The organism is Micromonospora sp. CPCC 205539 (assembly GCF_036906815.1).
Taxonomy (GTDB): domain Bacteria; phylum Actinomycetota; class Actinomycetes; order Mycobacteriales; family Micromonosporaceae; genus Micromonospora.
The window spans coordinates 92,401-114,042 of sequence record NZ_JBAKHW010000025.1 but is presented as its reverse complement, the minus strand read 5'-3'; the positions used below and the strand labels follow the sequence as shown (position 1 = coordinate 114,042).

The following is a 21,642-nucleotide window of genomic DNA, read 5'->3' as shown; positions in this document are numbered from 1 at the left end:
AGATGACGTCCAGGTAGACGGGTTGGCCGAACTCGTCGATCCCGATGAAGATCGGGTCGAACATCGACAGGCCAGGACCCACCGGCACCGCCTCAGCAGTGGTGGGAATCGTGGTGGTCATGAGGTGCCCTCCTGGGCGTTGTGGGCGCGAGAAGCCACACGAACGAGCCGCCATGGCTCCTCGCGTCCGGGATGGGTGGGGTCAGATCCAGTCGGAGGTGTCGTCGTCCTCGACGGACGACGCAGACGAAGCCGCGGGCTTGCTGCCGTTGGCCGTCGATGCAGCCGGCTTCTTCGCCGGCTTGCCCTGGGTCGGAAGGGTGACCGTCGGCATGTGCACGTCCGGCAGGTCCAGGGCGGTGGGGACCGTCAACGGCGATGCCGAGACGGGGGCGCTCGGGTCGATCACGTCGACCAGCGGGGAACCGACGTGGGCGGTCAGCACCTCACGGCGTTTGATGTCGAACCGCAGGTAGGCGGCGTTGTTCTCCGAAGCGCGCTCGATGAGCACGGTGGAGGCGTGGCAGGTGACCGCGATCTTGTCGAGGCGGCCTTCCAAGTCCTTGGCGGACAGTCCGGGGCGCAGGTAGACCCAGACACGCTCGCCAACCGGGGTGGGCTTAGCCCAGAGGATCAGTGGCAGGCTGCCGGACTGGTTGGCGATGATGAACTGCGCGAAGCACACGCGCAGCCGATGCCTCACCACGAGGCACCAGGTCCAGGCGATGACCTGTCGGCGAACCGGGGTGATGGCGGCGGGGACGCCGACGACCAGGGCGACGACAAGCAGGGTCACCACGGTCGGGGTGTGGTTGGCGAGCTGCACCCACGCGGTGAGCAGCAGGACGCCGAGGATGGTTTCCGGGGTCCACCACCACAGCAGCCGTATCACCGGCCAGATCCGGACGAGCAGCCAGACGAGGCCGCCAACCGGAACGCCGATCAGCGCACCGACGAAGACAGCAAGGATCGGGTGAATGGAGGAAGCGGCCACCACGGCCGCGAGAAGGCCGACGATGACCGCCGTGAGGATGAACGCCATGCGGGCGTTACGCGCGGAGGAACGGTGAACCTTGGCCTCGATGACCGTCACCGTTCCGGTTGACCTGCCGCCGAAGCGGCGGGGGCTAGACTTGGACACGACGAGTCCTCCCAAGTGCAAGTTGGGTTGGATGAGTTGGAAGGCACGGGGTCGGGTGATGTAGGAGTCAGACCGACCCCGCGCCAGCTCTTGCGGGGATGCCACCACCACAGGTGATGACCAGGCCGGGAATGTAGGAGTCAGAAGCACTCCCGGACCGATGTTGTGGATTTGGTTCAGCGGACCATCAGGCCGCTCCAGCGAGCCACGGACACCAGCGGCTCACACAGCACAGCGGTGCGAGGGACCTACTTACCGGCCGGAGAACCAGTCTTCAGCTTCAGTGAGATCGCCCGGAACGCGACGCCGTTACGCCCGTTGGTCGCCCACGGAATGGCCTCCAACTGCTCGACAGCCAGGAAGTCGCCCACCTTCACGCTCGGCTTCTCTCCCGCCGTGGTGATGGTGATGACCTCCCCGCCGTTCGCGTCGAGCACGAAGACCTGGGTAGACCACATAAGCCGGCCCGTGTTCTTCTCGGACTTCTGATTGCCGTTCTGGTCGTTCTTCGGCTCCGGGTCCTTCGACGCCGTCACCTGCATGCTCGTGGTGTCCACGTACAGCTTCACAACAAACCTCCTGTGTCTGAGCGCGTCCCCAGTGGACGACTGCTCGATGCATCGAAGCTAACAGTTGAATGGTGACCCGCGCAACTGTTAGGTGTGCACCATCTGAGCAGCGCCCATAACGCGGCGTCACCAGGCGGAGCGTCTGTTAGGTAACTGGTAGGCTTGTGCTAGGCCCACGACCTAGCAGTGAGGACCCGGATGTCTTCCCCTCGCCCCCGGCTTTCCCGCAGTGAGAGCCTTCATCAACAGATCGCGCGCCAGCTACGCAACGAGATCACTGCTGGTGTCTGGCAAGACGGCGACACACTGCCTTCGAGCCGCGACATGGCAACGCAGTGGAACGTCAGCGTGTTCACGATCAACGAGGCCATGCGGGTGCTCTCGGATCAGGGCCTGGTGGTCAGCAAGTCGCGTTCAAAGCGGGTGGTACGGCTGCCCGACCAGGAGCGACGGAGTCCCGTCCGGCTCAGGCGGCCGAACGTGATCGTCGTTGGCGGGTATGCCGGCAGTGGAAAAACTGAACTCGGCCGCATCCTCGCCCGTGCTACTGGCTGGGCAATCCTCGACAAGGACAGCTTGACGCGGCCGGTAGTGGAGGCAGCTCTAGAAGTCATGGGGCTTTCGCCGCACGACCGCGAGTCTGAGGCATATCTCAACGTGATTCGGCCACGTGAGTACGAGGCCCTGATGGACGCCGCTGAGGAGAACGTCGAGTGCGGCAATAGCGCGATCGTCACTGCCCCGTTCGTCAGAGAGCTTCGGGATGACCTGTGGGTATCTCGGATGCATTCTCGGTTCGCCTCAATGGAGGCCAGGGTCCATCTGGTCTGGGTGTACTGCGACGCGCAGACGATGCAGACGTACATCAGACGTCGCGGCGCAGCCCGTGATGCCGCAAAGCTGGCGAGCTGGCCCGAGTATCTGGCAGGGGTTGACACAGCGTTTCGACCCAGCGCTGAGCACTACCTCATCGACAACTGCGTATCGGCAGATCCGCTGTTGGAGCAGGCGAACGAGGTGCTTAAGTCCATCCTCGGGACGGAACCCGCATGAACCAGGGGATCATCCTGTACGGCCCGCCAGCGTCGGGCAAGGACACGGTCACAGCAGCTCTTCGCCTGCTCGATTCTCGGTACAGGCTGTTCCAGCGGCTGAAAGTTGGACCGGGGCGGACAGAGGGCTATCGCATGACAACCGATACGGACCTAGCTGCTCTTCGCGCAAGAGGGCAGTTGCTGTGGGAGAACCGCCGGTACGGCGCTGTCTACGCCGTCGACCGACCGGGCGTCATCGACGAGTTAGCGCGACACGTTCCCGTGGTGCACCTCGGCCAGGTCGAAGCGGTCGATGCCATTCGGTCCTTTGAGCCCTCGACGCACTGGACGGTTGTATCGCTCTGGTGCCCCCGGAGGGTAGCGGAGGAGCGTGCCCGAGCCCGGGGCACGGGAGACCTAGAGGACCGTATGAGGGCATGGGATCAGACCCAGTCGCTCGACGATGCCGACCTCTGCATCGACACTGCGGCCCACACCCCGGATCAAGCGGCACTGCGGATTCACCAGGCCGTATCGCGCCAGTCGACGCAAATCGCGGGTTAGTCAGAGCCGGGCCGGTGGCGGCCGGACTGCCGGCGATGTTGTGCAAAGTTTCTGTACGTCTTCAAGGCGGCCCTGAACGGGCCGCACGCGCCGCCTCCTGGGCGCGCGTCCGTCGCTCCGCTGACGCTCCGACTCCGGCCACGCGAGACGCCCGGCGGCTGGCGCGGGTAGCGAAGGCCCAAGGGGCCGCCGCATACCGATAGGCGGTGATCAGCAGGGGGGATGGGCCGGCAGCCGGCCTGGCCGCCCGGCCAGCCGCGCGACGTGGGGAACCGCACGCCGGCCGCGTCGGCGAACTGGCGGCGGTCGCGGGGTTGCGGTTAGTGCGCCTCCGGCGGGGGCGCTCAGGCTCCAGGATGGCCGGGGCTGCGTCGGCGGGTCGCGGTCCGTGGGTGGTTGCGGTAAGCCCATCCCGCCTGTCCTCGACCCGGGCAAGCCGAGCAGACCACCGCCCAGCCCACCAGCGTCCGAACCTGCGTCAAGGTCCGCTTGACGTGGCGGGCCGGGCGGCGGCCTGCTCCCCAGGAGGACGGGTCGAGGGCATACGGGATGGCAGGGGCAGTTGCCCTGCTCACCTAGTCTAGAGATTGCCACGCTTCGCGCTGACAAAGGATTGATGGGATCACCGTTGACTAGACGACGTCCTATGGGTGCTCGCGGGAGGCAGAGCCAAGCGAAGCGGGCGGAAAGCAATCCGCCGAGGCTGGTCCCTTCATCGGCCGCTGACCTACGGTCGGCGAGGCCCGCTGCCGTTGCGAGCATTGAAAGTAGCGCACGCCCACGGTGGTATCGGGAGGCGTCGGTAGTAGTTGCGGTTCTGGCGTTGCTGACATCGATTGCTGCGTCATGCTTCAGTTGGCAGCAAAATATTCAGCAGCAGAAGTTTGCTGCGAGAGTTGAGCTGTCGCAGCTCATTGAGCGAATGAATACGTTGCAGCATGACGGCTCAGAAAATATTAACAACGACAAAGGTGAGCTGATCGGTGTAGCGAATGCAGGTGAAGTTATCCCAGAAATCCTGGCCCTCGCTCGACAGGCGGCCGATATTGCCGACCAGTTGGAAGGTGGGGGAACTGCATCGGAACATTATTCCATCGCTTCGGCCTTCAAGTTCTGCGGCGAATACGAGCAGGCGACTAGATTTGCGCAGCGTGGGCTGACCAAAACCTCAGAGTTAACAGTTCAAACCGGCCTGTTGCACATCAAGGCGCATAGCGAGTTCAGGCTAGGGGACTATGCGGCAGGGCGCAGTACGATGCTGCTCGCAATTAGAGCCAGGGATACTCAGCCTCCAGCGGCTAGGGCCTATGGTCTCGTCCACTCGTACACGTACTGGGCAGAACAAGAGCGACGGTCCGGCAACTGCGATGGATGGAAGGACGTTATGGCGAAGGCCAGGACTCAACTCGAACAACTGCCAGCGGGAAGCGCGACACGTCAGCAAGGTTCCAAGTGGATCAAGGCCGTCGGCGGTACCTGCCCGGTCTAGAGCCGGTGAACGATGTGGTGGGGCACACAGGGGCGCAAGACGTTGTGCAGCGTATGCCCCGCCGGGGACCCGGTCCAGGCCGTCACTAGGCCGTCAGAGGCCGATCGCGAGCGACCAACGACGACCACACGTGACGATGTATGCCCGGGTAACAAGGCGTGGCCGACCCGTCTGCCAGGCCGGCGGTCCCCGCCTTACCTGTAGTTGTTGAACTGGAGCGCGACGCCGAAATCCTCGCCCTTGAGCAGCGCGATGACCGCCTGGAGGTCGTCCCGCTTCTTGCCGGTGACCCGCAGCTGGTCGCCCTGGATCTGGGCCTGGACGCCCTTGGGGCCCTCGTCGCGGATCTTCTTGCTGATCGCCTTGGCCTTGTCCGACTCGATGCCCTGGATCACCTTGCAGTCGATCTTGAAGATCTTGCCCGACGGGCGCGGGTCACCCGCGTCCAGCGACTTCAGCGAGATGTTCCGCTTGACCAGCTTCTCCTTGAAGACGTCCAGAGCGGCACGCACCCGCTCCTCCGTCTCAGCCTGGAGACCGATCGCCTCATCGCCCGACCAGGAAATCTCCGCGCCCGTGCCGCGGAAGTCGAACCGCGTCGAGAACTCCTTCTCCGCCTGACGGAGGGCGTTGTCGACCTCCTGGCGGTCGACCTTGCTCACGATGTCGAACGACGGGTTCGCTGCCATGCTTCTGCTCCTGCTGTCCGGCGATCTGGGGCCTGTCGTCGGCCACCGACCAGCGGCACGACCCCCTGACCGTACCCGGTTGCGCCGGTGCCGGGGTGAGCCGCTATCCTTGCTTCCGCCGCCGCGTTACGACGCGGTGGGGTGCCCTGGCGGGTTGCCCGAGCGGCCAATGGGAGCGGACTGTAAATCCGTCGCGAAAGCTTCAGAGGTTCGAATCCTCTACCCGCCACCAGGTGCAGACACGGTCCCTGACCAGCAGAGATGCTGATCGGGGGCCGTTGTCGTTGATCTGGCCGAGTCCTGCTGAGTCCGGCCGGTGACGACTGGTTGTGGGCAGATGGTGGGCAGGTCGATCTTGCCGCTGAGCGCTCCTCTGGGGCTGCGAATGCTCGTGCTCTGGGGGAGTTGCCGGCCCTGTGCGAACACGCCTGGAGTGACTGGTTGAGGCTGCCGTGGGGCTTACCTGGCTGCGGAGACAGGCCGGGGGCAAGCCAGTCCCGGGGTTGGACTGGCGCGGCAGTCGGAAGCCTTGGCCCTCGATCAGGTTGACCTGCCGGCTTCCGTGCCGCCTGGCCGTGGTCGTGCTGCGTCTGGATCAGTGAAGTTCGGGGCGGCGGTCCGGCGGCAGTCGGTGGCTCTCCGCCCCGGCGCCGGAGGCGGCCGGGGCGGCTTGCCGCCGGCCGGCTCACCGCCCGCGCCGCGCGGAGCGCGGCGCCTTGATCCAGAACAGAGGAAATCGGCAATGAAGCCAACCGGCTCCTGTCCCCGGGACGCCGCACGGCTTCTGCCGCTAGCGACTCGAACCCTGAACCCGTCTCCGTCCCGATGATCGTCACCAACCGGACCGATCTGTGTCGTGAGCAGCAGGAAGTCTGCCGGCATTTGCCAGTGCTTGTCGCTGCTGATCGTTGCCAGTTGTGCCGAATCTGTGCCCGGTGATCTTGCTCGTGGCCGCAGCCACCCTGGAGCCTCACATCAGTCTGTAGGCAACCAGACACAGCTCTGGCATGCTCGCAATCTGGGCTGGGCGCAGAGACGGAGCAATGTGTGACGAGCAACGATCAAAATCCGGACAGAACGGCATTCCTCAGCAAGAAATTCGATGAGTACGTTCTCGGCGGTATCCCTCGGCTGAGGCGGCTCGGCTATAACCCGTTCCAGTTCCTTGAAATGGTCGAGCGCTACAGAGGCGCTGTCGGCGCGACGAGGCACCTCTTGGCGGATCCGAGGCATACTTCCTACGGCTTTCAGCGGCTTCTCGAACTTGAGCGGCTCGAAGACACGGTCGAGTTTGCAGCCTGCCTGCCATGGTTCAACGAGCTGTTTCGGCCTATAGAACTCAACGAGGCGCGAACCCGCCTGATCGTCCACGAGTTCCCGATCGATGCAAGGCTAGCCGCCGCGGCCGCCTCACCCCCTGAGTGGTTGGCAGACCTTTGACCGGCTACGCCAGCAGCAATCGACTTTCTAGGCTCAACGCGGAAGGCTGCGCCACCCGGCACAGCGAGGCACGAAGCGTCGCGTCGTACAGGCCGCCTCGCTGGCTAATCCGGGTTCCTCCGCAGGGAGAACCTTCTCCAGCTTGGCCGCCTCGTACTGCTCGGTCTCGTGCAGCACTTACACGTCGGATCCCATTGACGACTTTCGGAAGACCTGCTTCCACGCTCCGCTACTCACCAGGCAATTCTGCAAGATTGCCTCCCAAGTCTCTGTGGTGCCAGTCAGCGTTGCTGTCACCCGGAGGTTGTGACACACGGTTTAGGAAAGTAGAAGCACCCTACCAACGGCAGTAGCAGTGCCGTGCAAAGACGCTTGATCAATGTGGTTAGCTTACGGCAGAATCTGGGCCATGCCAGGCAAGGTGTCCGGAGGCGCCAGCAGCGCAGTGGCGGCGTCCGCGCACGCCTCGTGCGCCCGATTTCGTGGGACAGACCCGCTGATCACGGGCGTCACCCGCCGGAAGCTGGCTCAGGACGCCGGCCACTCGAAGGGCCGGGAGAGCGCCATCCCGCTGCTGCGCTGGATGCGTGCGATGACGTTCGAAGGCCTTGTTCAGGACAAACGGTTCGCCTCCGAAGTTGTCACGACTGCCGTCGGCGCCCTCGGCCTGGACCGCCCGGCCGGTGTCGTAATCAGGGACGCCGGTGTCAACGTCGCCAAGACCGCCGCCGCACTCGCCGCTGCTCACAGAGACGCGATCGTCCACGGCCGCGCCACACTGATCTACCACCTCGCTGTCCCGTTCGTCGGTTTCGATGGAGTGGACGCCACCACCACCCGACCGGATTTCGCTGTCGTCGCCCCGCGCCGCCCCGACGCCGGCGGCGAGCTCGATGCGTCGTGGCTGGTCGTCGGAGACGCGAAGGACTACCAGCGCGTGCGCGCAAAGATCGACGACGCGAAGCTAATGAAGGGATTCCTGCAGGTCGCCCTCGGCGCCGAATCCGCCGCGCAGTGGTCGCAGCTGCCGAACGGTATGGAAGTCCACACCTCCGGCGTGCTCGCGGTGCCACGCAACACGTCCCTGAATCCGACCGCCGTCATCGAAGACCTCACCGACCACCGCAACGAAGTCCGGATGCGCGTCGTCGAACGGCAGAAGGAGCTAGCAAGGTTCCCAGGCGCGACGACGATTGACCCCCTCGAGCACCTCGCCCACCTCGCGGCTCGCTTCGACCCTGCCCCGTGCGCCGGATGCGACCTCTTCATCTTTTGCCGAAACGAACTGCAGTCGTCGAAAGACCCCGCAGACCTGCTCATCGAACTTGGCGTGAAACCAGAGATGCGTCAACAGGCGATAGGGCTGATCGACAAGACCACCCCGCTAGGCCCCGTCCCGTCCTCCGTCCGGTCGATGATTGAGGCCACGCTCTCCGGCGTCGGCGTGAAGTCGCGGCAGCGGCGCCTCGACCCGATTGGACAGCCCGGCACCGTCAACGTCGTCCTGGCAAAGTCGGACGGTGCGACGCTCGGTGTGTACGGCATTGCCATTCAGCGCATCACCGCCCAGGGCGCCGGGGCGTGGGACGTCACCCTCTTCTACAACCCCGACTCCGATGCCACTCGCCGCCAGATCATGAAGCTGCTTGCCAAGCAGCTCTTCGACGCCATGTCCGGTGCCGTGAAAGCGAATACGACCAGCCCCGAACCGATCCACGTCGTCGTCCCCGACTCCGGTACCGCCGACCTACTCGTCGGCATCGCGGACTCGATCGCCGGCTCCGAGCTGTCCCGGCTGCGCTGGCAGCGCGACAAAAACCAAGACCGTCCGGCGCTGACCTTCGACGGCGAGCCCGCCATCATCCCGCCGCGGCTGCCAGAGAAAGACCGGACGGCCGTGTCGTTTCTGCTAGAACAGGACCGCGCCCGCACAATGAAGTCCCGAACCCCGATCGTCGACCTGCGCGCCGCCCTCGCCGCTCTCGTCACCGCCGGCGGACCGGCCGTGACCTCGCTGCGTGCCGACTACCTGTACCCGTGGGCGACCTCCGGACGAGTGCCGATCGACTTCCGCACACACAGCTCCCTGATCGAGAAGTCGCCGCACACCGTCGGCGCCCAACTAACCACCCCCCAGTCGAACGCAATCCACGAGGCGTTCATCGGCGACAAGCCCGGTCTGCCGCGCCCGGCCAACCCGGCCGCTTACGACTCACTGGTGCGGGACGAGCTGGCGTACAAGACGGACGTGTTCGACAAGTGCGTCGCCGCGCTTGACTCCGAGTTCGTTGCATCCAAGCTGCGGTCCGCCGTCCGCCAGGTCGAGGGCGACTCGCAGATCGTGTGGCGCCGCCGCCTCGACCTGCACGCGTTCGACCTCGTGCGGTTCTCCCGCACGTCGCGCTTCTGGCGCAACGACAATGTCCCGGTCCTAGAGGCGGACAAGCTGTTCGTCGACCAGCTCACGGTACTCACCAGCCCGCTCGCCGCTCACGACGCCGCGGTCGACGCCGGCAACCGTCACTTGGCCATCGCCCGCGTGGTCGGCACCTCCCCATACGTCCTCGAAGTCGACTCGCGGCGCATCGGAGACGAATCCCGCGTCGTCGCCCTGCACGTCAACGGCGAACCGTGCGTGGAAGAGCCTACGGTCACCGTGAAAATCCAGAAGGGGTCCTTCAAAATATCGAACATGGCGATCGGCCCGCTGACAAGGATCTCGGCCGACCCGCGCCAGTTCGAGTGGGACCCACACCACGACCCGCGCGTAGCCGTCGGAGATGAATTGGTCGTCGCCGACTTCGCGTGGTTCTCCATGAACGCCGGCGACGCGTTCCTGAACGTCCCACGGCCGAGCATCGACCAACGCTCCGCCCCGAAGCCGGACTGCACCCCCGACTCGTACGGCGACGACCCTGCGAGCCACCAATACTGCTGCAAGCCGCACGAAGTCTCGGAAGCCGAGTGGTCCGACGAACTCGCGGCCCGCCGGGCGTCGGGTCGGCTCAATCCGCAAACCTGGCCGCCGATTGTCGACTCGGACGCCTTCGACGTCGCCGCCGTCGGCGACGACCTGCCCGACCCCGCAGCCGAACCGGCCGTCGCACCGCCGGAAGACCTCTCGATGGACGACGTGGAGTAGCCGTGGCCATCGTCTTCACCCCGCCCACCGTGGTCGCAACGAGCGCTTACCACCACTCACGTGCCGCCGCCGAGAACGAAGCTGCCGCCAAGTTCGCCAAAGGGCAGCTGCTCGACGCGCTCAGCGGCTCGTCCGACATCACGACGATTCTGCTCAAAGCGGCCGCCGGGGCCGGCAAGTCGTACGTCCTCAAGCAACTCGTCCAGGACGCGATCGTCCAGCCGCAGTGCCTGCGGGTCGCCGTCACCGCGTTCCAGAACCGGCAGCTCTGGCCGCTCGCCGAGTCGCTCGGCAACGCCATCGGCAAAGACAAGGTCTACCTCTGGTCGTCGAAGGGCCGCTTCAACGACGTTCCCGACTCGGTGAAGGCGGCCGCCTCCGTCGTCGACTCCGGCAGCGCCATCCCGACCGACGTCCCGGTCGTGATCGCCACGTCGCACATGTTCGGTGAGATCGGGCCGCGCAAGATCGTCAGGGACCACTTCACCCCGTCGTTTCACGGCGACTACCGGTTCGACGTCCTGTTCGTCGACGAAGCGTGGCAGCTGGCCAGCCACCGGTTCGACAAGCTGAACTACGTCGCCCCGATCCGCGTCGGCGTCGGTGACGTCGGGCAGCTGTCACCGATCGAGATCGGCGAGAACCCCTGGCGAGGCGACTCCGGGTATAACCCGTACCGCGCCTGGCCCCACAACCACTCCGCCGACGCGACCGCGTGGGCTACGGAACTGCCCGCCGTGTGGCGCCCGACCGGGGAGCAGCTCGGTCTGTGGCGCGCCTTCTACCCCGAGTGGCGCTCCCTCAATTGCGTCGCCGCGCCCGGCGACCGCATTATCAAGCTCGGCAAGCTGACCGGCGTAGCGAAGGACGTGTGGGAGTCCGTCGCATCCGGCGTCCCGACGCTGTTGGAAGTCGACGGGCTACCGCCTGCCGAAGCGCCAGACGTCGACTTCCCCCTCGTCCAATTCGTCGAGCAGCTTCTCGACGACCTTTTCTCCGCCGGCTTCTCGCTCGCCGCCACCGAGTACAACGGCGACGGCACACCGAGCGGAAAGACGATGACCACCGAACCCGGGGACGAGCGGACCGATCCGCTCGTCGCCTTGCTCGCCACCCGCAACGCCACGGTTGACGACGCCGCCGACGCAGTCGAACGGCTGCGCAAGCGGCACGGTCTCACCGAAGCGGACCTGCTCACCTCCACCGTCGACTCGTGGCAAGGGCAGACAAACGGCATCACGGCAGCGGTCCACCCGCTCACCGGTGCCTCGGAACTCGACGAGTTCAACTCGTCGTTCGGTCGTCTGGCCGTCACATGCACCCGCGCCACACACGGGCTACTCATCGTCTCGCGTACCGGGCTAGACCGTATGCTGCAGGAGGTGCCGGCCAAGCCTGGCACTCCGTTCGGAGAGCCCGGCAACCGCACTCTGCCGCGGCAGACCCACCAACGCATCCTCGCCACCTTTGCCCGGGGCACATACACCGTCTGACCGCTGACCCGAAAGACTCAACTACATGTCTCGCCTCTCCGAACTCCTGCGCCAAGTCGCACTGAAGGACGAGCGCCTCGCCGCGGACCTCAAGCGCGAGACGGACGCCCTTGCCGAACGGCGCTCCTTCGGCCTGAACTTCGAGCGACACGTCCCGGAAGCCGTCGAGCTACCGGGCCGGCCGGTCCGCAAGAATGACAAGGTGCACGCGCTCTTGACGCGGGAGAAACAGGCTCGCCTCGCCAACCTGAGGGCGATTAGGGAGAGGGATCAGACCGACGCCGAGAGAGACGAGCTTTCTCGCCTGGAGTTGGAGCTCAGGGAGTCCAACAGCGTCCTGTGGCGTGTCGCCTCCGTCGACCGGAAGGCCGCGACCGCGACACTCACCCGATCGGTGGTCGAGGAGAGTGAGGCCCTTCTCCAAGCCACCGAGGTCCCGCTCGATGACTTGGCCGTAGTCGCCGAATTTCGCGACCCGATCTACCCCGGCCTCGTGTCCACTGGAAAGGTCGAGCGCGGTGGCCCTGTTAAGCCGTACCACGCAGTGATCAACGCGGAGAACTATCACGCACTTCAAGCGCTGCTGTTCACACATCGCGGCAAGGTCGACGCCATCTACATCGACCCGCCGTATAACACGGGTGCCAAGGACTGGAAGTACAACAACGACTACGTTGAGGCAGACGACCTGTACCGCCATTCCAAGTGGCTCGCGATGATGGAGCGGCGTCTGCGTCTCGCGAAGGAGCTGCTCAACCCGGATCACTCTGTCCTCATCGTCACCATCGACGAAAAGGAGTATCTGCGGCTAGGGCTGCTGCTGGAACAATTGTTTCCCGATGGTCGAGCGCAGATGATCTCAACAGTGATTAACCGCAAAGGTAATGCGCGCCGAGGCGAATTTTCACGCAGTGAGGAATTCGTCTATTTCGTTCGATTTGGCAATGCCGGCATCTCCCCGTGGAGATCTGACATGTTAAATGAGGCGCAAGAAGGTGATAACGAGAAGATTCGGTGGAAGAGTCTGCTTCGCCTTGCATCGACTGGCCAGACGTCTGGCCGATTCAATATGTTCTATCCCCTCTTCTTTGACTCTCGGACGTTGAGTTTCGTGTTCGCTGGCGAGCCGATCCCAGACGGTGTTCCTGCGGCTTCCGTACAAGTTCCTGACGGCATGTCCGTGCTCTGGCCGATTCAGAGAAACGGCTCGGATGGTCGATGGTCTCTGAGTAAGCCCAAGTTTGAAGAATACCTCAGGAAGGGCTACATCAAGTTCGGCTCGAAGAACGGTGGAGGCAGAACGCCGTACTACCTAATGGAGGGCCAAATAGCTGCCATCGAGTCGGGTGACCTCGTGGTTACGGGACGGGATTCAGATGGAGCGGTGGAATTGAAGAAGCTGGCAAGTCAGCGCTCTCCTCTGACAATCTGGAACCAATCTTCGCATTCTACTTCCGGGCACGGGACCGCACTCGTGAAGGATCTATTGGTTGACAGGGCGTTTCCTTATCCGAAGTCCTTGTATGCGGTAGAAGACGCTCTTCGGTTCGCTGTTCTACGAAACCGTGACGCTGTCGTCGTGGACTTTTTCGCGGGTTCCGGAACCACCACTCATGCCGTGATGAGACTCAACAGGCAAGACGGAGGTCGGCGTCGCTCTATTTTGGTGACCAACAACGAGGTAGCCGCGGATGAACAGAAGGCGCTACGAGCCAAGGGCCTTCGACCTGGTGATGTTGAGTGGGAGCGGTGGGGCATCTGCGAGTACATCACCAGGCCGCGCATCGCCGCCGCAATCAATGGCAAGAAACCCGACGGCACGCCGATCAACGGGAATTACAAGTTCACCGACGAGTTTCCGATGGCGGACGGGTTCGAGGAGAATGTCGAGTTCTTTACGCTGACGTACGAGGCGCCGCTGCGGGTCTCCACGAACCGCGAGTTCGGGAAGATTGCGCCCTTCCTGTGGCTGAGGGCCGGCTCCCGCGGGAGGCGAATCGACGACGTTTCCACTGGATGGGATGTTGCGGAGGCGTACGGCGTGATCGCTGATCTCGACCAGTCGGAGCAGTTCCTGAAGGCGATGGACGACGCGCCGAGCGTCACGCACGCGTTCATTGTCACCGACGAAGACCGTTTGTTCGAGGCGATGGTGCGCCAGTTGCCTGCGCACGTCGAGCCGGTTCGCCTGTACGAGGCGTACCTGCGCAACTTCGAGATCGAAGCGGGGCGGGCTGCGCGATGAAGTTTACCCTCAAGCCGTACCAAGCCGACGCCGTAGCGGCGATGCTCAGCTCGCTGGAGCGGGCGAAGAACGTGTACGAGCGCGAAAACGTTCCGACGTCCGTGTCCCTGTCCGCGACAACCGGTGCCGGCAAGACCGTGATGGCCGCGGCGGTCATCGAAGCTTTGTTCTACGGCAACGAGACGTTCGAGTTCGAGGCCGACCCGGGCGCCGTCGTCATCTGGTTCTCCTATAGCCCGGACCTGAACGAGCAGTCGCGGTTTCGGTTGATGGAGGCGTCCGACAAGATTGAGTCGTCCGATCTCGTCGTCATCGAACCGCCGTTCGCCAAGCCGCGGCTCGAGCCGGGCAAGGTGTACTTCCTCAACACCGGCAAGCTGACGAAGAACTCACTACTCACTCGCGGTCACGTCGAGGTGGAGGAGGGCGAGGTACTTCCCGGTCTGCATGACGCAGCCCAGCCGGACATGCAGGGGTGGACGATCTGGGAGACGATCGCCAACACGATCAACGACCCGGACACGACTGTGTACATGATCCTTGACGAGGCGCACCGCGGGTTCCGCGCCGACCGCAGCGCGTCCGACAAACCGACCACCGTCCGCAAGCTTGTCAACGGACACTCCGGCTACCCACCGATCCCGATTGTCTGGGGCATCTCGGCGACGATCGAGCAGTTCCGGGACGCGATGGCTGAGGCGGACTCGTCCGACGCGCGCCGGGCGCTGCCGCCGATCGAGGTGGACGGGTTCCAAGTGCAGGAGTCCGGCCTCGTCAAGGACACGGTCGTCCTGGAGATCCCTGCCGAGGCCCAGGCGATCGACCTAGTCCTCGTGCGCCGAGCGGCCAAGAAGTTCCGCGAGTCGAGCGAGCGGTGGGAAAGATACTGCGCCGACCAGGGTCTGCCGGACGTAGTCCGGCCGCTGCTGGTCCTGCAGGCGCCGGCCACGCCGGACCACGACAAGATCGGCGAGGCGATCGACGTTGTCTTCGACGAGTTCCCGGCGCTGCCAGCCGGGTGTATCCGGCACGTGTTCGGCGAACACACTCGCCAGCAATTCGGCGCGCACGACGTCGACTGGGTCGAGCCCCAGACGGTCGAGGACAAGACGCATATTCGGATCCTGATCGCCAAGGACGCCATCTCGACCGGGTGGGACTGCCCGCGGGCCGAGGTGCTCGTGTCCTTCCGCCCGGCGCGCGAGCACACGCACATCACACAGTTGCTCGGCCGGATGGTACGCAACCCGCTCGCCCGCCGCGTGCCCGGCGATGAGGTGCTCAACTCGGTCGACTGCATCCTGCCGTTCTTCGACCGGACGATGGCCGGCAACGTCGTGAAGTACCTGACCGGCAAGATCGACGGAGTCCCGGACGGATCGGGCCGAAAGGCGGTCATCGAAGAGTGCAAGCTGCTGCCGAACGGTGCGGTGGACTTCGTCTGGCCCGTGTGGGATTCGATCCCTACGATGACCGTCCCGCAGCGGGGCGCTGCCCCGGTGAAGCGGCTCGCCTCGCTCGCCCACGCGCTGGCCACCGACGGTGTGCGTCCCGGTGCGGTGAAGGAAGTTGCCGGGTTAATCCACGCGGCGCTCGACGGGGCGAACGTCGAATTTGCGTCCAAGGTGAAGGCATCGACGGCGGAGGTGCTCGTCGTTCGGCTGCAGCAAATTTCCGGCCGACTCGGTAAAGGCAACATCGCGTACGCGGACATCTTCGAACAGGCCGACGAGCGGGCGATTCGAGCCGCATTCCAGGACGCCCGCAAGGCGTTCGGCTCGGACATCGCGTCGATGTACGTAGACCACCTGGTGGGCGAGGACGGCGAGGACGACGACCTGCGCGACGCGTTTATCCAAGCCGCAGCGCTGGCGACGGTCCCGGAGATCCGTGAACGGATAGACGCGCGGGCGAACGAGATCGCAAACACGCTGTTCGCCGAGCACCGCGTGGACATCAAGAGCCTGCGTGACGACCGCCAATCCGAGTACGAGGACATCCGGGCGCTGGCAGTCGAACCGCAAGTGACGTCGCTCGGGCGGCCGAAGACGCGGATCGAGGACTACGTCGAGGTGAACGAAAAGAGCGGGCAGCTGGCGCGGGCGCCGTTGGCGCCCAAGCACCTGATGTCCGACGAGCACGGGCAGGTGCCGATCACGAAGCTGAACGACTGGGAGCGCGAAGTGGTCTTCGCCGAGCTGAAGCGATCTGTCGCGTGGTACCGCAACCCACCGCGTCAGGCGACGGACTCGCTTGGGATCGCGTACCGGGACGGTAGCGGCGACTGGCACTCGATGCACCCGGACTTCATCTTCTTCAATGAAGTGAACGGCAAGGTCGTGCCGTCGATCGTCGATCCGCACGGTCACCACCTGGGGGACTCGACCGAGAAGCTGCAAGGGCTCGCGAAGTTTGCCGAGAACCACGGCGCGTCGTTCCACCGGATCGAAGCGCTGAGCAGAGTCAACGGCAACATGCGCGTGCTCGACCTGACGAAGCCCGCCGTCCGCGAGGCGATCTACGCCGGTGGCAAGACCCCGATCCAGTTCTACGAGTCGCCCATCGCCGACGACTACGACGCACCGGGCTTGTGACGGTCAGTTGACCTGGAAGGAAACCGCCGTGCCGAAGCCCGGTTTTGCACGACTTGAAGGTTCCAGACTGGGCTGTCAAGGCGGCTTTGCCGACCGGCAGAGTGACAACACGACGAGTCGGTGACGGGGCGGCTGCGCGACTTGATGAGGGCAGGCCACCGCCCGCCCTCTGGCCGCCTGCCCCAGGGCCGCAGAGGCTCCGAGGTCAAGGGCGGCCGCCAGGCCGTCCCGTCCGACGCGAAGCGCCCTTGAAATCGGAGAGGTGGCCCGGACACAATGCGCCGCCGCACCCGGCGCCGACGGCCGCGACCATCGAACGGCCTGGCTCGACTGCTTCGCCGCGTGGCCCGAACCGCTTTCCACGCCAGTCGACGGGCGTCTGCGTGGCCGCCCCGAACGGCCAAGGGAGGGGACGGGCTCGTGCCCTGGCGGCGGCGTGAGCGGCCCGTTTCGATCCGTCTTTGAACAGGTATTGAAGGTGCGTAAGGGACCTAATGCGTCGCTCCAGGTAGCCGATAGATTCTGACGACGGCCCCGACGGCTCCATTGGCCAGAGTGACGTGCTGTTGTTCGACCAGGGCTGCGCCTACCTCGACAGCGAAGAGCGCTGCAAGCTCTGGATCGGCCGCTACCTGGCGCTCTCGTGTCCCAATCTCGGGTCCTTTGGCTGGTCCGTCCTCGGGGCGATATGGGTTGGCGTATGTGCCGCGGCCGTGTTCGGTCGCGACCAAGCGCTCATCCCGTAAGACGGCGATGGCCTGGCGGACTGTTCCGCGACTTGCCCGGAACTCGGCGGTAAGCGCGCTCTCCGCCGGCAAGAGGCTCCCCGACGGGATGGCTCCGCTCTCGATGCGCCGTCTCAGTTCGTCGGCGATGACTCTGGTCGACCCGTTCGACGTCCCATCGGTGCCCGACTTCACCGCACTCCCGCTGGCGCGACGGGAAGACCTGCGGCACTGGTGCTTGCACCTGCTCGCCACGCACGTCCTGATTGGCGGTGCAACCCGCTCCGGGAAGGGCTCGGTGCTGTGGTCGCTGGTCCGGGTCCTGGCCGGTGGGATCTCCTCCGGGCTGGTCCGGCTCTGGGTGATTGACCCCAAGGGCGGCATGGAGTTCGCGATGGGCCGGCCGCTGTTCGCCCAATTCGCCTGCAAGTCGTTCGAGGCCATGGCCGACCTGCTCGACGAGGCCGTAACGGTGATGCGGGAACGGCAGACCCGGCTTGCCGGCGCTGTGCGCGTGCACACCCCGACCGAGGCTGACCCCCTGGTCGTGGTCGTCATCGACGAGATGGCGGCACTGACCGCGTACCTCCAGGACATCGACCTACGCAAGCGCATCGCCGGCTCGCTCGGGCTGCTGCTGTCGCAGGGTGCCGGCGTCGGCGTCCTAGTGGTGGCCGCGTTGCAGGACCCCCGCAAGGAGGTACTGCCGTTCCGGGACCTGTTCCCGACCCGGATCGCGCTCGGTCTGACCGAGGCCGCTCAGGTCGACCTCGTGTTGGGTGACGGTGCCCGCAACCGGGGTGCCCTCGCCGACCAGATGCCGCGCTGGGCCAAGGGCGTCGGCTACGTGATCCTCGACTTCACCCCCGAGCCGGCCCGGGTCCGCTTCTCCTACATCTCCGACGACCACATCCGGGAGCTGGCCGCCGAGTACCCGGCACCGGCCGACGCGGCGGACATCCTCGCCCAGGTCGGCCGGGAAACCGCCACCGAACCGACCCGTCCGCCTCTGCCCCGGCAACGTCGCGGGCCACTGCTGCCCGACTCGCTGCTGAACATCCTCGATCGGGACACCGACGGCGGTGACCCGCGGTGACCGCACCGACCGACGGCCGAACCTTCTACCGGCTGCGGGCTCCCGGCACCGATGGCGCCACCAGCACGGCCGTGTCCGTGCGCGTCGACCCCGCCCGCCTCGACGCGTACCCGGTCTATCTCGCAGTCGGTGGCGGCCGGCGCCGCATGTACCTCACACCCGACGAGGCGTGGGCGCTGTGGCGCTGCCTCTCCGAAGCGGTGGCCTCCCTCGGCGAGCCACCCGACCACATCCGTACCCGCGTCGCCCCGGCCCGGAGGTAACCGATGTCCCTCAAGAGCTTCTTCCTCGGCACCCACCGCCTCAAGCCGCTGCACATCGAACTCGACGGTTCCCCGGACCGGCTTGCCGGTGCCCTGCACGGCCTGGCGCACATGGTTAACCGCCGCAGCGACCTCAACGGCCAGCAGATCTGCATCACCCTGACCGTCCGCGACAGCAGGGGCGGCCGATGATCCGCGAACGCGCCGAGTCCGGCGTCCGGGTGCTGATCCTGCTCGCCATCGGCACCATGGCCGGCGCCGCCGCCTTCACCCACGTCCACGACCTGACGGTCGCCCACGGCCAACCCGACTGGATTGGCTGGGCCAACGCCGTAGCGGTCGAGCTGATGGCCATCTACCTCGGCCTGGAGATCCGTGTCCGCCGCCGTGATGGTCGACCCGTCGGCCTGGTCGGCGTGCTCCTGATCGCGTTCGCGCTGCTCTCCCTCGCCGCGCAGGTCGCCGAAGCCGAACCGTCCGTCTGGGGCTGGATCGTGGCGGCGGTGCCGTCGCTGGCATTCCTCGCCCTGGTGAAGGTCGTCCTGTCCAGTGAACCCGCCACCCCGTCGGCGTCGGAGCCCGATCAGCCGCAGGGCGATTGGTACGACGAGCCGCAGCCTGTCGAAACCGCGCCGCCGGCTCCGGTGATGCCGCCGGCATCAGTCGCGGTGCTGCCTCCGGTCGGCGTCGTCCACCCCAACCGGCCCCAGGTCGTCGGGATCATCCGATGACGGCTCTGACCCTGCCCGGTCTCGAACCCGCCCCGACCCCGGTTGCTCCTCGGCCGGGGTCGCGGGCGGCCCGCATGGCGCTACCCCGCTCGATCGACGTCCTCAAGGACATCGCCATCGAGTACGGCGTCTGCGTCCGTCCGCTCGCCATGCGCCGGACCGACCTCGATACCGGGCTGACCGAGGTCATCGACCTGCCCTGCGGCGCGACCCGCGAGGACAAGTGCCCGCCGTGCGCCAAGAAGAACCGCCGGCTACGGCAAGCCCAGATCCGCGAGGGCTGGCACCGCGACGACGAACCGCTACCCGGTCCGGAACCCGCAACCGAGGCGCAGAAGTCTCTGATCCTGTTCCGCGCACACCTGGAGTTCTCCCGCGACGAGGCGGTGAGGGCGGCCCAGTGGGATCAGGTGACCGACCTCGACGAGGCTATCCGCGAGGTAGAGGAAGCCATCGCCGCTGAGGGCCTGCGCGGGCGCGTCGGACCACCTCACGCCAGCGACGACGAGGACCAGGACGACGAGCCCGGCCCACGGCGCAAGCGCTCCACCAAGCGGCGCCAAGATGCCCCCGAACTGCCCCGGTGCAAGGTCGAACGGCGCACCGTCGGCAAGACCTACACCGCCCCGGACGGCTCCACCTACCAACCGTCGATGTGGCTCACGCTCACCCTCGACTCGTACGGCCCGGTCCGCCCCGATGGCACCCCCGTCAACCCCGCCAGGTACGACTACCACCGCGCAGCCTGGGACGCCGTGCACTTCCCCCGGCTGCTCGACCGGTTCTGGCAGAACCTCCGACGGTGCGAGGGCTGGAACGTCCAGTACGCCGGCTGCGTCGAGCCGCAACGCCGACTCGCCCCGCACGCCCACTTCGCCATCCGGGGCACCATTCCTCGCTACGTGCTCCGCACCGTGGCGGCGGCGACCTACCACCAGGTGTGGTGGCCCTCGGTCGACGTCCAGCGCTACACCCTCGACCGGCTCCCGATCTGGGACGAGCAGGCAGCGGCATGGGTAGACCCCGACACCCGCGAGCCACTGACCACCTGGACGGAAGCCCTCGACGCCATCGACGACGACCCGGACGCCGAACCAGTCCACGTCGTCCGCTTCGGCGCCCAAGTCGACGCCCGCGGCGTCATGCCCGGCACCGAGGACGCCGAACGGACCATCCGGTACGTCACCAAATACATCACCAAGCACACCGGCGACTGCCACAAGGCGACCACCGACCGGCAACGCAAGCACCTCGACCGGCTCTGGCAGCAACTCCAACTCACCCCCTGCACCGACCGGTGCGCCAACTGGCTGCTCTACGGCGTCCAGCCCAAGAAGGCACACGCCAAGCTCAAGCCCGGCCGCTGCAAGGGCAAGGTCCACCAGCGCGACACCCTCGGCATCGGCGGCCGGCGCATCCTCATCTCCCGCGACTGGTCCGGCAAGACCCTCGCCGACCACAAGCACGACGCGCGGGCCTGGGTCCGGGCACTGCTCGGCGTCACCACCGACGGCACGCAGCTCGTCGACGACCAGAGCGACACCACCGAACGGGTCCGACACGCCTGGGAGTTGGCCCGACCCGATGACCCGGACGTCGGCCCGATGACCCACCGGCTCATGCGGTCGATCAGCGAACGCGCCCGCTGGCGATCCGAACTGCTCGCCGCCAAGGACCGGGCCGCGCAGGGACCCTCAGATCTTTCGGCAACTCAGCACAGCGCACAGCACGACGGGGAGGAAACGTAGTGAACGAGGAGTTGTTGACCGTGCCGGAAGTGCTCGCCGAACTGCGCGTACCGCGCTCGACCTGGTTCTACTGGCGGCAGACCGGCAAAGGGCCACGGGTGATCAAGCTCCCGAACGGACAGCTTCGGGTCCGCCGGTCGGCGCTCGGTCGGTGGCTCGGCGACCTGGAGCAGGACGCCGCATGAAGAGCTACGAGGTCCAGATCTGGGAGATCGCTAAGCGCGCTGACCGGAAGGCTCGGCCGTGGCGGGTCCGCTGGGCGGTGAGCGGCCAACGCTTCGAGGACATGTTCCGTACCAAAGCCCTGGCGCACTCGTTCCGCGCCGAGCTGGTCCAGGCGGCCAACGCGGGGGAGCCCTTCGACCCAGCCACCGGCCGCCCGGTCTCCGAGGCGAGAACCAAGAACCCCACCACCTGGTACGCGCACAGCCGCGCGTACGTCGAGATGAAGTGGCCCCGGGCGGCGGCCAAGACCCGGCGCTCGATCGTCGAAGCGCTGACCTCGATCACGGTGACCCTGACCCGGCCAACCAAGCGGGGCCGACCGACTAAGCTCTGCTCCGCGAGGCGCTATACCTCTACGGCCTCAACCCGCGCCGCTGGTCCGACGAGATCCCCACCGAACACGCGGCGGCCCTCGCCTGGCTGGAAACCGCATCCCTCCCGGTCGTAGAACTCG

General features: G+C 65.9%; 18 protein-coding genes, 1 tRNA gene and 2 pseudogenes. 16 read left to right on the top strand and 5 right to left on the bottom strand.

Translation table 11 applies throughout. From position 1 onward, the window contains the following. The 3 genes and pseudogenes from V6V47_RS21775 to V6V47_RS21765 all read right to left on the bottom strand — a co-directional run. Positions 1-121 (bottom strand): annotated as a pseudogene (locus V6V47_RS21775) (FtsK/SpoIIIE domain-containing protein); the annotation flags it as partial. A gap of 81 nt (positions 122-202) precedes the next feature. Continuing rightward, the gene (locus V6V47_RS21770; RefSeq protein ID WP_334630143.1) at positions 203-1,093 is read right to left on the bottom strand and encodes a hypothetical protein; all 891 of its coding nucleotides are present in this window, start codon (positions 1,091-1,093) and stop codon (positions 203-205) included. 296 nt (positions 1,094-1,389) lie between these two features. Next, on the bottom strand, positions 1,390-1,710 hold the full coding sequence (locus V6V47_RS21765) for a hypothetical protein (protein WP_334630141.1): 321 nt from the start codon (positions 1,708-1,710) through the stop codon (positions 1,390-1,392). Between the two features lie 198 nt (positions 1,711-1,908). Here V6V47_RS21765 and V6V47_RS21760 point away from each other — a divergent pair, with 198 nt between their 5' ends. The 3 genes from V6V47_RS21760 (at position 1,909) to V6V47_RS21750 (ending at position 4,797) form a co-directional block, all read left to right on the top strand. Then, positions 1,909-2,763 carry a GntR family transcriptional regulator gene (locus V6V47_RS21760; protein ID WP_124858585.1) on the top strand — a complete coding sequence of 285 codons (855 nt, stop codon included), beginning with the start codon at positions 1,909-1,911 and terminating at the stop codon, positions 2,761-2,763. Next, positions 2,760-3,308 (top strand): phosphotransferase-like protein, encoded by a 549-nt coding sequence (locus V6V47_RS21755; RefSeq protein WP_334630140.1) that lies wholly within the window; start codon positions 2,760-2,762, stop codon positions 3,306-3,308. The genes V6V47_RS21760 and V6V47_RS21755 overlap by 4 nt, the downstream gene beginning before the upstream one ends. An 823-nt stretch (positions 3,309-4,131) precedes the next feature. Further along, positions 4,132-4,797, top strand: coding sequence for a hypothetical protein (locus tag V6V47_RS21750; RefSeq protein WP_334630139.1), 666 nt, complete (start codon positions 4,132-4,134; stop codon positions 4,795-4,797). Between the two features lie 194 nt (positions 4,798-4,991). On the opposite strand, the gene V6V47_RS21745 is transcribed toward V6V47_RS21750, so the two are convergent. After that, positions 4,992-5,486: a YajQ family cyclic di-GMP-binding protein gene (locus tag V6V47_RS21745; protein WP_334630138.1), complete on the bottom strand. Its 495-nt coding sequence runs from the start codon at positions 5,484-5,486 to the stop codon at positions 4,992-4,994. A gap of 148 nt (positions 5,487-5,634) precedes the next feature. Here V6V47_RS21745 and V6V47_RS21740 point away from each other — a divergent pair. From V6V47_RS21740 to V6V47_RS21715, 6 genes are all read left to right on the top strand, one after another. Next, a tRNA-Tyr gene (locus V6V47_RS21740) sits at positions 5,635-5,718 on the top strand. A gap of 815 nt (positions 5,719-6,533) precedes the next feature. Beyond that, complete coding sequence (locus V6V47_RS21735; protein ID WP_334630137.1) at positions 6,534-6,926, top strand: hypothetical protein; 393 nt, start codon at positions 6,534-6,536, stop codon at positions 6,924-6,926. A 409-nt stretch (positions 6,927-7,335) separates the two neighbouring features. Next, on the top strand, positions 7,336-10,068 hold the full coding sequence (locus tag V6V47_RS21730) for a hypothetical protein (protein ID WP_334630136.1): 2,733 nt from the start codon (positions 7,336-7,338) through the stop codon (positions 10,066-10,068). 2 nt (positions 10,069-10,070) lie between these two features. After that, positions 10,071-11,561 (top strand): hypothetical protein, encoded by a 1,491-nt coding sequence (locus tag V6V47_RS21725; RefSeq protein ID WP_334630135.1) that lies wholly within the window; start codon positions 10,071-10,073, stop codon positions 11,559-11,561. 25 nt (positions 11,562-11,586) lie between these two features. Then, entirely contained in the window at positions 11,587-13,806 is a 2,220-nt protein-coding gene (locus tag V6V47_RS21720; RefSeq protein ID WP_334630134.1) for a site-specific DNA-methyltransferase, read from the top strand. After that, a complete protein-coding gene (locus tag V6V47_RS21715; RefSeq protein WP_334630133.1) occupies positions 13,803-16,400 on the top strand; it encodes a DEAD/DEAH box helicase in 2,598 nt (865 codons plus the stop codon). Before V6V47_RS21720 ends, V6V47_RS21715 begins: the two co-directional genes overlap by 4 nt. Before the next feature lie 491 nt (positions 16,401-16,891). On the opposite strand, the gene V6V47_RS32740 is transcribed toward V6V47_RS21715, so the two are convergent. Continuing rightward, positions 16,892-17,320, bottom strand: a complete 429-nt coding sequence (locus tag V6V47_RS32740; RefSeq protein ID WP_442934280.1) for a GntR family transcriptional regulator — start codon at positions 17,318-17,320, stop codon at positions 16,892-16,894. Between V6V47_RS32740 and V6V47_RS21710 the strand changes: the two are divergent. From V6V47_RS21710 to V6V47_RS21680, 7 genes and pseudogenes are all read left to right on the top strand, one after another. Beyond that, positions 17,277-18,221: pseudogene (locus V6V47_RS21710) on the top strand (FtsK/SpoIIIE domain-containing protein); the annotation flags it as partial. The gene V6V47_RS32740 and the pseudogene V6V47_RS21710 sit on opposite strands and share 44 nt — an antisense overlap. Beyond that, positions 18,218-18,484 carry a hypothetical protein gene (locus tag V6V47_RS21705; RefSeq protein WP_334630132.1) on the top strand — a complete coding sequence of 89 codons (267 nt, stop codon included), beginning with the start codon at positions 18,218-18,220 and terminating at the stop codon, positions 18,482-18,484. The pseudogene V6V47_RS21710 and the gene V6V47_RS21705, both read left to right, overlap by 4 nt. A gap of 3 nt (positions 18,485-18,487) precedes the next feature. Beyond that, positions 18,488-18,676, top strand: coding sequence for a hypothetical protein (locus tag V6V47_RS21700; RefSeq protein WP_334630131.1), 189 nt, complete (start codon positions 18,488-18,490; stop codon positions 18,674-18,676). Continuing rightward, on the top strand, positions 18,673-19,215 hold the full coding sequence (locus V6V47_RS21695) for a DUF2637 domain-containing protein (RefSeq protein WP_334630130.1): 543 nt from the start codon (positions 18,673-18,675) through the stop codon (positions 19,213-19,215). The genes V6V47_RS21700 and V6V47_RS21695 overlap by 4 nt, the downstream gene beginning before the upstream one ends. Further along, the gene (locus tag V6V47_RS21690; protein ID WP_334630129.1) at positions 19,212-20,963 is read left to right on the top strand and encodes a replication initiator; all 1,752 of its coding nucleotides are present in this window, start codon (positions 19,212-19,214) and stop codon (positions 20,961-20,963) included. Before V6V47_RS21695 ends, V6V47_RS21690 begins: the two co-directional genes overlap by 4 nt. Beyond that, positions 20,963-21,148 carry a helix-turn-helix transcriptional regulator gene (locus tag V6V47_RS21685; RefSeq protein WP_030329852.1) on the top strand — a complete coding sequence of 62 codons (186 nt, stop codon included), beginning with the start codon at positions 20,963-20,965 and terminating at the stop codon, positions 21,146-21,148. Before V6V47_RS21690 ends, V6V47_RS21685 begins: the two co-directional genes overlap by 1 nt. Then, a complete protein-coding gene (locus V6V47_RS21680) occupies positions 21,145-21,636 on the top strand; it encodes a hypothetical protein (protein WP_334630128.1) in 492 nt (163 codons plus the stop codon). Before V6V47_RS21685 ends, V6V47_RS21680 begins: the two co-directional genes overlap by 4 nt. Positions 21,637-21,642 lie beyond the last annotated feature (6 nt).

What these genes read in the sequence shown, in the direction of transcription:
- V6V47_RS21760 (WP_124858585.1), top strand. Translation starts at nt 1,909, where the DNA reads ATGTCTTCCCCTCGCCCCCGGCTTTCCCGCAGTGAGAGCCTTCATCAA.
- V6V47_RS21755 (WP_334630140.1), top strand. Translation starts at nt 2,760, where the DNA reads ATGAACCAGGGGATCATCCTGTACGGCCCGCCAGCGTCGGGCAAGGAC.
- V6V47_RS21745 (WP_334630138.1), bottom strand. Translation starts at nt 5,486, where the DNA reads ATGGCAGCGAACCCGTCGTTCGACATCGTGAGCAAGGTCGACCGCCAG.
- V6V47_RS21730 (WP_334630136.1), top strand. Translation starts at nt 7,336, where the DNA reads ATGCCAGGCAAGGTGTCCGGAGGCGCCAGCAGCGCAGTGGCGGCGTCC.
- V6V47_RS21720 (WP_334630134.1), top strand. Translation starts at nt 11,587, where the DNA reads ATGTCTCGCCTCTCCGAACTCCTGCGCCAAGTCGCACTGAAGGACGAG.
- V6V47_RS21715 (WP_334630133.1), top strand. Translation starts at nt 13,803, where the DNA reads ATGAAGTTTACCCTCAAGCCGTACCAAGCCGACGCCGTAGCGGCGATG.
- V6V47_RS21700 (WP_334630131.1), top strand. Translation starts at nt 18,488, where the DNA reads ATGTCCCTCAAGAGCTTCTTCCTCGGCACCCACCGCCTCAAGCCGCTG.
- V6V47_RS21695 (WP_334630130.1), top strand. Translation starts at nt 18,673, where the DNA reads ATGATCCGCGAACGCGCCGAGTCCGGCGTCCGGGTGCTGATCCTGCTC.
- V6V47_RS21690 (WP_334630129.1), top strand. Translation starts at nt 19,212, where the DNA reads ATGACGGCTCTGACCCTGCCCGGTCTCGAACCCGCCCCGACCCCGGTT.
- V6V47_RS21680 (WP_334630128.1), top strand. Translation starts at nt 21,145, where the DNA reads ATGAAGAGCTACGAGGTCCAGATCTGGGAGATCGCTAAGCGCGCTGAC.